We start from the raw sequence: 11542 nt of genomic DNA, 5'->3' as shown, positions 1-11542 counted from the left end.
GAACTCAACCCAGCGCTTGGCGACACGAGGGTCTAGCAAACTGCTACCGATCTGGCCCCCCCCCCCCCCCCCCAGCCCCCCCCCCCCCCCCCCCCCCGGGGCCGGCGCCCCCGGGGCGGGGGGGGGCCCCGGCGGGGGGGCGGCGGGGGGGCCCCCCGCCCTCGACCGGTGGCAGAGCGCCCAGGCCGCCGAGACGGTGAAGCCCTGGTTCGCCGCCTACACCGACGTCACCGTCACCCCGACGTTCCCGTTCGAGGACGTCAAGTCCGCGAAGGGCCGCGACGTCATGCTGTCCTTCGTGGTGGCCGACCACGATCACGCCTGCACGCCGACCTGGGGCGCCGCCTACGGCCTCCAGGAAGCGGGGGACCAGCTCGACCTGGACCGCCGCATCGCCCGCCTCGAGCAGCAGAAGGGCGCCGTCGGGGTGTCCTTCGGCGGCCTGGCCAACGACGAGCTCGCCTCGACCTGCACCGACCAGGGCAAGCTCGTGTCGGCGTACCAGAGCGTCGTGAAGCGCTACGACGTCTCCACGGTGGACTTCGACATCGAGAGCGACGACCTGACCAAGGCCGACGCCGGCAAGCGCCGTGCCCAGGCCGTGGCGGAACTGCAGGAGCAGCGTCGCGGCGCCGGACACCCGCTCGCCGTGTGGCTCACGCTGCCCGCCGCGCCCGGCGGACTGACCGCCGACGGCACCAAGGCCGTGTCGCAGTTCCTCAGCGCCGGGGTCGACCTGGCCGGCGTCAACGCCATGACGATGGACTACGGCGACAGCATGGGCTCGAGCCAGAGCATGTACTCGGCCTCGGTCGAGACCCTGCAGCAGGTGCACCGCCAGCTCGGCATCCTGTACACCCGCGCCGGCACCCCGCTCAGCGACGGCACGCTCTGGCACAAGGTCGGCGCCACCCCGATGATCGGCCAGAACGACGTGCAGGACGAGGTCTTCTCGATGCGCGACGCGGCGAAGCTCAACGCCTGGGCGCGCCAGACCGGGCTCGGCCGGATGTCGATGTGGTCCCTCAACCGCGACACCACGTGCGGTTCGAACTACGTCAACCTGTCCACCGTGTCGAACTCGTGCTCCGGGGTCGACCAGGACGGCAAGCTGTTCGCCGACGTGCTCGGCAAGGGCTTCAGCGGCGGCATCGTCGCGGCGTCCGGCGACGTGACGACCGCCGAGCCGTCCTCGACCACGCAGCCCTCCGACGACCCGTCGACCAGCCCCTACCCGGTGTGGGACAAGGACTCGGCCTACCTCGAGGGCACCAAGATCGTCTGGCACCGCAACGTCTACGAGGCCAAGTGGTGGACGTCCGGCGACCTGCCCGACGACGCCGTGCTCAGCTCCTACGAGACGCCGTGGCAGCTCGTCGGCCCGGTGCTGCCGGGGGAGAAGCCGGTCGCACCCGTCCAGCTGCCGTCCGGCACCTACCCGGCCTGGTCGGGCACCACGAGCTACGACACCGGCGACCGGGTCCTGTTCGACGGCACGCCGTACCAGGCGAAGTGGTGGAACACCGGCGACAGCCCGGAGGCCTCCACCAGCGACCCCGACGGCTCGCCCTGGACGCGGCTGAAGGACTCCGAGGTGCAGGAGATCCTGCACGACGTGCAGTCCGGTAAGTCGGCGCCGTCCGGCGCCGGGCACTGACCGCAGAGGCGCTGCGGCACGGCCCGGCAACCTGACGGACGGGAGGCCGCCGCATGTCCCCTGTGCACGGGGCTCTCGCCGAGTGCGTCGTTTCCGATACGCTGGACGACCAAGAGGAGGAGGTCCACGATGCCAGATCCAGTGGTCCCGCAGCCGGGACGCCCGGAAGAGCGGCTGGTCGACACCACGCTGACCTTCAGCATGGAGAACGCCGCGGCGCTCACGCCCGAGGCCGGAGTCACCGCAGAAGAACGCGACGCGATCTCCGCGTTGCCGTCGGGCTCGGCGTTGCTCGTCGTCCGTCGCGGTCCGAACGTGGGTGCGCGGTTCCTCCTCGACTCCGACGTCACGACGGCCGGCCGACACCCCGACGCCAGCATCTTCCTCGACGACGTCACGGTGTCGCGCAAGCACGCCGACTTCGTCCGTCAGGGCACGTCGTTCAGCGTGAAGGACCTCGGCTCGTTGAACGGCACGTACTTCGACGGTGTCCGCATCGACGAAGCACTGCTCGTCGACGGTTCCGAAGTGCAGGTCGGCAAGTTCCGGCTGACGTTCTACGCCTCCCGGGTCGACCTGGCGCGCCTGGCGAACGCGTAGTGGCGCCCCGCTCCGCTGCGGCGCGGGCGGTGTCCCCGGCGCCGGACCTGCTCACGATCGGGCAGGTCCTCGCGCGTCTGAAGCCGGAGTTCCCCGACCTGTCGAGCTCCAAGCTGCGCTTCCTCGAAGAGCGCGAACTCGTCACGCCGATCCGCACCCAGAGCGGCTACCGGAAGTTCTCGTCGGCCGACGTCGACCGACTGCGCATCGTGCTCGGGCTGCAGCGCGACCACTACCTGCCGCTCAAGGTCATCAAGGACTACCTCGCCGACCTCGACGCCGGACGCGAACCGACCCTGCCGGGCGGTGGTGACGTCCCGCGTCCGTCGATGCTCGGGCGCGAGCGGCGGTACTCCCGCGACGAACTCCAGCGCGCGGCCGGGGCGTCGCCGATGCTCGTCGGTGACGCCGTGTCCGCTTCGCTCATCCCGGCGTCCGACTCCTACGGCGAGGACTCGGTCGGTGTGCTGAAGGCCCTGGTCGAGCTGCAGCGCTCCGGCATCGAGCCCCGACACCTCCGGACCTTCCGCAGCACCGCCGAGCGCGAGGTCGGTCTCATCGAGTCCGCCCTCATGCCGGTGTCCCGCCGCGGGGACGCCACGTCCCGCGCGAAGGCCCTCGAACTCGCCCGGGAGATCGCCGGACACCTCGAGGTCATCCGATCGTCACTCATCCGCGCGGCCATCGGTCGGCTCGACTCGTGAGCGGCCCGGGCGGGTCGGACCCTCGACGGCGGTCGGTGCCGGGGCATATCCTCGACACGCCGGACGCGCCGGTGCGGATGTCCCGCCTCCACGCCGCCCGACTCGCTACCGTGGACCTCGGAACAACTCTCAACCCGCTGTTGAAGCTTCGGGTGGGAGCTCGATCGTCGTGGAAGGCAAGCTGATGAGTGGGAACGATGTCCCCGGTACCCCGTCTGACATGACGCGGTACGACCTCGGGCTGCTGTTCACCGACGGCCTGCCCGAGCACGACGAGCAGAACGGCTACCGCGGCACCGTCGCCGCGAAGGCAGCCGGAATCAGCTACCGCCAGCTCGACTACTGGGCCCGCACCGAACTCGTGCAGCCCACGATCCGCGGCGCTGCCGGATCCGGCTCGCAGCGGCTCTACGGTTTCCGCGACATCCTCGTCCTCAAGCTCGTGAAGCGCCTGCTCGACACCGGCATCTCGCTGCAGCAGATCCGCACCGCCGTGAACCAGCTCCGCGAAGCCGGCGTGAGCGATCTGGCGCAGACGACCCTGATGTCCGACGGCGCCTCGGTCTACCTGTGCACCTCCGACGACGAGGTCATCGACCTGGTGTCCCGCGGGCAGGGTGTCTTCGGCATCGCCGTGGGCAAGGTCCTGCGCGAGGTCGAGTCCTCCCTGGTCGAGCTCGACGCCACCCCGGCAGAGGACCCGAGCGACGAGCTCGCGGCGCGCCGGGCGACCCGCGCGTCCTGACCGTCCCGGCCTTCGTGGCTGTCGTGACCGTCCCGGTTCCGACGCCTGCCTGACGGGCGGGCACCGCGCCTCCCGGCCGCGCCCCCGCCGCCGCGCCACGCGCCCCCCGCCGACCGGTCACAAATCGTCGTTCTCGCCGGACTTTGCCGACACTTCGTGACCGTTCGGCGGAACTGAGCGGGGTGTCCTGGCCGCTCGCCGGGAGCCGCCGGGAGCTGCCGGGAGCCGCCGGACGGGCCCGACGCGCCCGCGTTCCCTTGCCGACCGGTCACGAATCGTCGTTCGCGCGGGGCACAGCCGACACTTCGTGACCGCTCGGCGGAACTGAGCGGGGTGTCCTGGCCGCTCGGCGGGAGCCGTCGGGAGCTGCCGGGAGCCGCCGGACGGGCCCGACGCGCCCGCGTTCCCTTGCCGACCGGTCACGAATCGTCGTTCGCGCGGGGCACAGCCGACACTTCGTGACCGCTCGGCGGAACTGAGCGGGGTGTCCTGGCCGCTCGGCCGCACGCGCCCCGGGAACGACGAAGGGCCGCCCGCGGGCGACCCTCCGAACGACGAACGAACGTCAGGCGATCGCGCCCGCACCGTCCGCGTACGGGCCGATCTTGCCCGTACGCATGATGCGCTCGAGCAGCTGGTCGAAGTTCCGCGCCATCTCCTGCGCCGACTCGCCCGGCCAGACGTGCAGCGGCTTCGCGGCACCCTGCGCCTGCTGCAGCGACGTGCGCTCGGGCAGCTGCGGGGAGAGCACGAGCGGCCCGAACATGTCGCGGAGCTCCTTGATGCGGAACTGGTGCTCGAGCGACTGCACGCGGGCGCGGTTCACGATGATGCCGAGGGGCTGGAGGCGCGGCGAGAGACCACGACGGATCTCCTCGATCGCACGCAGGGCCCGGTCGGCCGCGGCGACGGAGAACAGTCCGGGCTCGGTGACGACGGTCACGCGGTCCGACGCCGCCCAGGCCGTGCGGGTCAGCGCGTTCAGCGACGGGGCGCAGTCGATGAGGACCAGGTCGTAGTCGGCCTCGACGTTCGCCAGGGCCTCTTCGAGCTTCCAGATGTCGCGGATCGACGGGTGCGGCCCGTCGAAGTTGATGGCCGAGGGCGACCCGACCATGACGTCGATCTTGCCCTGGGAACCCTTCGTCCAGCCGGACGGCGCGATGGCCTGGCGGACGATCTTCTCCTTCGGGTTCTCGAGGACGTCGGCCACGTTGAGGTGGCCGGTGAGGTTGATGTCGAGGCCCGTGGAGACGTCCGACTGCGGGTCGAGGTCCACCACGAGGGTGCGCAGACCCTTGGCGAACGCCGCCGACGTCAGGCCGAGCGTCACCGTCGTCTTGCCGACACCGCCCTTGAGGGAGCTCACGCTGAGTACATGCACGATGAGCAACGTTACCGCCAGTAAGGTTGTGAGACCTCAACCCGGGCTGAAAGGGACCTCGTGTTCACCAAGATCCTGGTCGCGAACCGTGGCGAGATCGCCATCCGAGCCTTCCGCGCAGCGTACGAGCTCGGTGCCCGGACCGTTGCGGTCTACCCGTACGAAGACCGCAACTCCCTGCACCGGTTGAAGGCCGACGAGGCCTACCTGATCGGCGAGCGCGGCCACCCGGTGCGCGCCTACCTGGACGTCTCCGAGATCATCCGGGTCGCCCGCGAGTCGGGGGCGGACGCCATCTACCCCGGCTACGGCTTCCTGTCCGAGAACCCGGAGCTCGCCGCCGCGGCTGCCGCTGCGGGCATCACCTTCATCGGCCCGGGCGAGCACGTGCTCGAGATGGCCGGCAACAAGGTGACGGCGAAGGAGCACGCGATCGCGGCGGGTGTCCCGGTGCTCGCGAGCACCCCGGCCAGCCGCGACGTCGACGAACTCGTGGCCGGTGCCGAGGCGATCGGCTTCCCGGTGTTCGCGAAGGCGGTCGCCGGTGGTGGCGGTCGTGGCATGCGCCGGGTGGAGACCCCGGCCGAACTCCGTCCCGCACTGGAAGAGGCGATGCGGGAGGCCGACAGTGCGTTCGGCGACCCGACGATGTTCCTCGAGATGGCGGTGCTCCGGCCGCGCCACATCGAGGTCCAGATCCTCGCCGACGCGACCGGCACCGACGCCGGCACGATCCACCTGTTCGAGCGGGACTGCTCGGTGCAGCGCCGCAACCAGAAGGTCGTCGAGATCGCCCCGGCGCCGAACCTCGACCCGGAGATCGCCGCAGCACTGCACCGCGACGCCGTGGCCTTCGCCCGGTCGATCGGGTACGTCAACGCCGGCACGGTCGAGTTCCTGCTCGACACCGTGGGGGAGCGCGCCGGCCAGCACGTCTTCATCGAGATGAACCCGCGCATCCAGGTCGAGCACACGGTGACCGAAGAGGTCACCGACGTCGACCTCGTCCAGTCGCAGATGCGGATCGCCGCGGGGGAGACCCTCGCCGACCTCGGGCTGTCGCAGGACTCGGTCGCGGTGCACGGTGCCGCGCTGCAGACGCGCATCACGACCGAGGACCCGAACCAGGGCTTCCGTCCCGACACCGGCCGCATCACCACCTACCGCAGCCCGGGTGGCGCCGGCGTGCGGCTCGACGGCGGCACGGTCGCCACGGGTGCGCAGATCAGCCCGCACTTCGACTCGATGCTCGCGAAGATGACGTGCCGCGGTCGGGACTTCCCGGCGGCCGTCGCCCGCGCGCGTCGGGCCCTGGCCGAGTTCCGGATCCGCGGCGTCAGCACGAACATCCCGTTCCTGCAGGCCGTCCTCGAGGACCCGGACTTCGCCCGCGGTGACGTCTCCACGGCGTTCATCGGCGAACGTCCGCAGCTGTTCGACGGCCACGTGTCGAAGGACCGCGGCACGAAGGTCCTCAACTGGCTCGCCGACGTCACGGTCAACAAGCCGAACGGCTCGCCCGCAGCGCACGTCGTCGACCCGGCGTCGAAGCTGCCGGCCGTCGACCTCGGCGCCCCGGTCCCCGAGGGGCAGCGTGACCTGCTGCTCCGCGTCGGCCCGGCCGAGTGGGCCCGGTCGCTCCGCGCACAGACCGCGCTGGCCGTCACCGAGACCACGATGCGGGACGCACACCAGTCGCTCCTCGCCACGCGGGTCCGCACGAAGGACCTCGTCGCGGTCGCGCCGTCCGTCGCGCGGCTCACCCCGCAGCTGCTCAGCGTCGAGGCCTGGGGTGGCGCGACCTACGACGTCGCCCTCCGGTTCCTCGGCGAGGACCCGTGGGAGCGTCTGACCTCGCTGCGTCAGGCGATGCCGAACATCCCGATCCAGATGCTGCTGCGCGGCCGCAACACGGTCGGTTACACGCCGTACCCGACCGAGGTGACGGACGCGTTCGTCGCCGAGGCCGCCGCGACCGGCGTCGACGTCTTCCGGGTCTTCGACGCGCTGAACGACGTCAGTCAGCTGCGTCCCGCCCTGGAGGCCGTGCTCGCCACCGGCACGGCCGTCGCGGAAGCGGCGCTCTGCTACACGGGCGACCTCCTCGACCCGGCCGAGGACCTCTACACGCTCGACTACTACCTGCGGCTCGCCGAGCAGATGGTCGACGCCGGCGCGCACGTGATCGGCATCAAGGACATGGCCGGGCTCCTCCGCGCCGGTGCGGCCGAGAAGCTCGTCGCCGCGCTGCGCGAACGGTTCGACCAGCCGGTGCACGTGCACACGCACGACACCGCGGGCGGGCAGCTCGCGACCCTCCTGGCGGCCTCCCATGCCGGTGCGGACGCGGTGGACGTGGCCGCGGCACCGATGGCCGGCACCACCAGCCAGCCGAGCATGTCGGCGCTGGTCGCCGCCCTCGCACACACCGAGCGGGACACCGGCATCGACCTCGGTGCCGTCGGCGACCTCGAGCCCTACTGGGAAGCCGTCCGCCGCGTGTACGCGCCGTTCGAGTCCGGGCTCGCCGGCCCGACCGGCCGTGTGTACAAGCACGAGATCCCCGGCGGGCAGTTGTCGAACCTCCGGCAGCAGGCCATCGCGCTCGGCCTCGGCGACCGCTTCGAGCAGGTCGAGGACTGGTACGCCGAGGCGAACCGGATCCTCGGACGCCCGCCGAAGGTCACCCCGTCGTCGAAGGTCGTCGGCGACCTCGCCCTGCAGCTCGCGGCGGTCGACGCCGACCCGGCGGACTTCGAGCAGCACCCGGAGAAGTATGACGTGCCGGACTCGGTGGTCGGCTTCATGGCGGGCGAGCTCGGTGACCTGCCGGGCGGCTGGCCGGAGCCGTTCCGCTCGAAGGTCCTGGCCGGGCGTGACGTCCGGATCGAGGTCACCCCGGTGCCGGAGCACGAGCGTGCTGCCCTCGACACCCCGGGCACCGTGCGGCAGCAGGCCCTGAACCGCCTGCTGTTCGAGCAGCCGACCCGCCAGTTCCAGCAGGTCCGCGACGAGTACGGCGACCTGTCCGTCGTCCCGACCGTCGACTACCTGTACGGCCTCCGCGCCGGCGAGGAGCACGTCGTGCCGCTCGGCAAGGGCGTGAACCTGCTCGTCGGGCTCGAGGCGATCGGCGAGGTCGACGCCCGGGGCATCCGGACCGTGATGGCGACCATGAACGGACAGCTCCGGCCGGTGGCCGTGCGTGACCGTTCGGTCGTCGTCGAGACCAAGGCCGCCGAGAAGGCGGACCGGTCCGACCCGAAGCACGTCGCCGCCCCGTTCTCCGGGGTCGTGACGCTCAAGGTCGCCGTCGGTGACGTCGTCGAGGCCGGTCAGGCCGTGGCGAGCATCGAGGCGATGAAGATGGAAGCGGCCATCACGGCACCCGTCGCGGGGACCGTCGGCCGTCTCGCGATCCCGGTGACCCAGCAGGTGGACGCCGGCGACCTCCTGGTGGTGCTGCAGTAACGTGACCGTCCGTCCCATCCGCCTGTTCGGCGACCCCGTCCTCCGTTCGCCCGCCGACCCGGTCCGCATCGGTTCCGACGGTGTCCGCGAACTCGTGCAGGACCTCATCGACACCGTCAAGGAGCCCGGCCGCGCCGGCGTGGCCGCGCCGCAGATCGGGGTCGGCCTCCGCGCGTTCTCGTACAACGTCGACGGCGAGGTCGGGTACGTCCTCAACCCCGAGGTCGTCGAGACCGCCGGCGAGCCCGAGCTCATGGACGAGGGGTGCCTGTCGGTGCCCGGTCTGGCGTACCCGACGAAGCGCTTCCCGTACGCCAAGGTGCGGGGCGTGGACGTCGACGGCGAACCGGTGGAGCTCGAGGGCACCGGGCTGATGGCCGAGGCCCTGCAGCACGAGTGCGACCACCTGGACGGCACCGTCTACGTGATGACCCTCGACCCGGAGACACGTCGGCAGGCGCTCCGGGACATCCGCGCGCAGGACTGGTTCCACTAGCGGCTGCGATGACCTTCAGTGAGCTGGCCCGCGCGCCGCGGACCGTCCTCCTTCCGCTGTCGTCGACCGCGTCGTAGGCTCCGTTCGACGACCTCGTGCGCTCCCGACGTGCCGACCCCGGACCGGGTCGGAACGGCCCGGTCGTCCGCGACGCCGGCGTGCCCCGACCACAGGGCCCCGGACGAACAGGCAGGGGACAGCACATGCACGACCACACCGCCACCACGCCCCAGACGGGACGCACGCGCCGGACGCGACGCCTGCGCGGCCCGCGACAGGCGGTCGCCATCGCGACGGCCGTCGCGGTCGCCGCCGGACTCGCGCTCGGTGCCGCCGTCGGCGCACCGGTCCGGGCCTCCGCGGCGACCACGGAGTCCGAGGCGGCCGACTACGCCAGCGACGTGTACGGCGACGCGTGGGACTTCAGCAACGCAGCCGACTTCAACACCGACTTCTCGGGCACACGGGCGACGGTGTCCGGCGGGGCGCTCAAGGTGGACCTCGCGCTCGGCAACCAGCTGTTCCTGGTGCACTCGATCTCCGGCAGCCTGGCGACCGGTCGTGACGGTGCCCGGCAGCCGGTCGACCCCGCGAAGTACTCGCGGCTGACGTTCTCGATGGACCAGCCGCTCACCAAGCACATCGGCGCCGTCTACTGGTTCACCTGCCGCGAGCAGACCTCGGCCTGTGGCGGCGGGTTCTCGTTCCCCGTCGTCCAGGGGCCGCACGTGTACGACTTCGACCTCAACGCCAAGTCGAACCTCCTCGCGAAGGTGCCGTGGCGATCGGCCAAGAAGGTCGTGTTCCGCCTGGACCCGGTCGTGCTGCCGAAGGGGACGGGCAACACCGGCAAGCAGGTCAGCATCGACTGGGTGCGCCTGCACGCCGCCCCGGACGCCACCCACCCGCACGCCGGCATGCCCGCCGGCGCCTACGGCGGCTACACGGTGACACCGCGACCGCAGGTGGTCGTGGACTCGCCGAACCCGTCGCAGGGGCAGGACTACGCGACGGCGACGACCGGACGCCCCTGGAACTTCACGTCGGCCCCGGCGACCTCGAGCGTCCGGTACTCCAACGCGACGGTGCTGAGCCGGGACAGCCGCGGCATCACGGCCCGGAACGCCGGACCGCTGCAGAACGACCCCCAGGTCCACCTGCCGGTCTCGCGCCTGGCCGGCAGCACCTACCACTACCTCCAGTACGACCTGCGGTACGACGGGCCGTTCGACCTGTCCGGGTCGGCCGGCGGCGGCAAGCTGGCGCGGGCGATCTGGAACGTGTCCGGGACGGGCACCCCGCAGATCGGGAACGACCTGCTGACCTACTCGAACGCCAACGCCAGTGAGACCACCGTCGACATGACGGCGCAGAACCCGCTGGACGAGGACGCGATCGCGCCGAAGGCCGGGTGGGCCGGGCAGACGATCACGGGCCTCCGTTTCGACCCGAACGAGGACCCGGGGAAGGCCGTCTGGCACCTCAAATCGGTGCACCTCCGCGCGGACCCGACGGCGACCGGTTCGACCACGGTCACGTTCCACGACAACGCCTGGGTGTCGGGAGCGACCGCCGACGTCGCCGTGCGGATCGGCAGCGGCAGCTGGCAGCGCATCGCGGCCGGGGTCGCCGTCGTGAAGGGCACGAACTCGGTGCCGTTCAGCCTGGGCGCGAAGCCGGCCGGCAAGTACGGTGTCCGCGTCACCGTCCACCACCCGGACGGCAGCGCCGCGGCCGCGGACGCGAGCGCCCCGGTGGTCATGAAGAAGGGCGCCGCGGCAGCACCGGACACGTCGCACGACCCGCGCGGCACGCTGGACGCCGTGACGGCCGGCAGCACGGGCGTGACGCTGTCGGGGTGGGCGTACGACCCGGACACCCGCGACCCGCTCGCGGTGGCCCTGTACGACACCACCTCGGGGGCGAAGAGCCTCGGGCGGGTGTCCACCTCGATCGCCCGTCCGGACGTCGTGCGCGCGCACCCCGGTGCACCGGCGGCGTCCGGGTACTCGCGGACGGTCGCGCTGGCGAAGGGCACGCACAAGGTGTGTGCCTACGGCATCAACGTCGGGACCGGCACCGCGAACACGCTGCTCGGCTGTCGCTCGGTGACGGTCCGCTGACCCGGCGGGGACATCCGGGGGACGCCCGTGGGGGACGGATCATGACACCCGGACGCGGGATTGTCCCTCTGTCCGGATCGCGAGGTACGGTGTTCCGCAGTCGGTCACCCACCGACGGTCCCCCCTCACCCAGGACGAGCACGATGGCACTCCAGAACGACGAGCTCAGCTCGCACCGCACCCGCACCAACCGCCGGCCCGAGCAGGTCTCGACGAGCACCGCGTCGACCGCGGTCCTCGACCCGATCGACGCTCCGGAGACGCCGCAGGCCTGACCTGGCCGACCACGACGTCGGTCCCGCAGCCGCTGGTCACCAGACCACGCACTGGAGGCCCGTCACCCGTCCGACGGACGGGTGACG

General features: G+C 71.7%; 9 protein-coding genes. 8 read left to right on the top strand and 1 reads right to left on the bottom strand.

The genetic code is table 11. The features are described from left to right. Window positions 1-196 precede the first annotated feature (196 nt). From QCD68_RS15435 to QCD68_RS15420, 4 genes are all read left to right on the top strand, one after another. Window positions 197-1657: a chitinase gene (locus tag QCD68_RS15435; protein WP_301223659.1), complete on the top strand. Its 1461-nt coding sequence runs from the start codon at window positions 197-199 to the stop codon at window positions 1655-1657. Between the two features lie 129 nt (window positions 1658-1786). Continuing rightward, window positions 1787-2257 carry an FHA domain-containing protein gene (locus QCD68_RS15430; RefSeq protein WP_367316843.1) on the top strand — a complete coding sequence of 157 codons (471 nt, stop codon included), beginning with the start codon at window positions 1787-1789 and terminating at the stop codon, window positions 2255-2257. Continuing rightward, window positions 2257-2961 (top strand): transcriptional regulator FtsR, encoded by a 705-nt coding sequence (gene ftsR / locus QCD68_RS15425; RefSeq protein WP_253462648.1) that lies wholly within the window; start codon window positions 2257-2259, stop codon window positions 2959-2961. The genes QCD68_RS15430 and ftsR overlap by 1 nt, the downstream gene beginning before the upstream one ends. Window positions 2962-3145: 184 nt before the next feature. Beyond that, a complete protein-coding gene (locus QCD68_RS15420; protein WP_110825505.1) occupies window positions 3146-3706 on the top strand; it encodes a MerR family transcriptional regulator in 561 nt (186 codons plus the stop codon). Window positions 3707-4271: 565 nt separating this feature from the next. Here the strand turns inward: QCD68_RS15420 and QCD68_RS15415 are convergent. Continuing rightward, on the bottom strand, window positions 4272-5090 hold the full coding sequence (locus tag QCD68_RS15415) for a ParA family protein (protein ID WP_111075060.1): 819 nt from the start codon (window positions 5088-5090) through the stop codon (window positions 4272-4274). A gap of 60 nt (window positions 5091-5150) precedes the next feature. Here QCD68_RS15415 and QCD68_RS15410 point away from each other — a divergent pair, with 60 nt between their 5' ends. The 4 genes from QCD68_RS15410 to QCD68_RS15395 all read left to right on the top strand — a co-directional run bounded on the left by QCD68_RS15410 (window position 5151) and on the right by QCD68_RS15395 (window position 11455). Further along, a complete protein-coding gene (locus QCD68_RS15410; protein WP_301223658.1) occupies window positions 5151-8561 on the top strand; it encodes a pyruvate carboxylase in 3411 nt (1136 codons plus the stop codon). Between the two features lies 1 nt (window position 8562). Then, a complete protein-coding gene (def, locus tag QCD68_RS15405) occupies window positions 8563-9057 on the top strand; it encodes a peptide deformylase (RefSeq protein ID WP_111075062.1) in 495 nt (164 codons plus the stop codon). 203 nt (window positions 9058-9260) lie between these two features. Beyond that, window positions 9261-11180: a hypothetical protein gene (locus QCD68_RS15400; RefSeq protein ID WP_301223657.1), complete on the top strand. Its 1920-nt coding sequence runs from the start codon at window positions 9261-9263 to the stop codon at window positions 11178-11180. 143 nt (window positions 11181-11323) lie between these two features. Continuing rightward, a complete protein-coding gene (locus QCD68_RS15395) occupies window positions 11324-11455 on the top strand; it encodes a hypothetical protein (protein WP_258376716.1) in 132 nt (43 codons plus the stop codon). Window positions 11456-11542: the final 87 nt, after the last annotated feature.

This window comes from Curtobacterium sp. PsM8, from assembly GCF_030433875.1.
GTDB lineage: Bacteria > Actinomycetota > Actinomycetes > Actinomycetales > Microbacteriaceae > Curtobacterium.
This window is presented reverse-complemented; position numbering and strand designations above follow the sequence as displayed.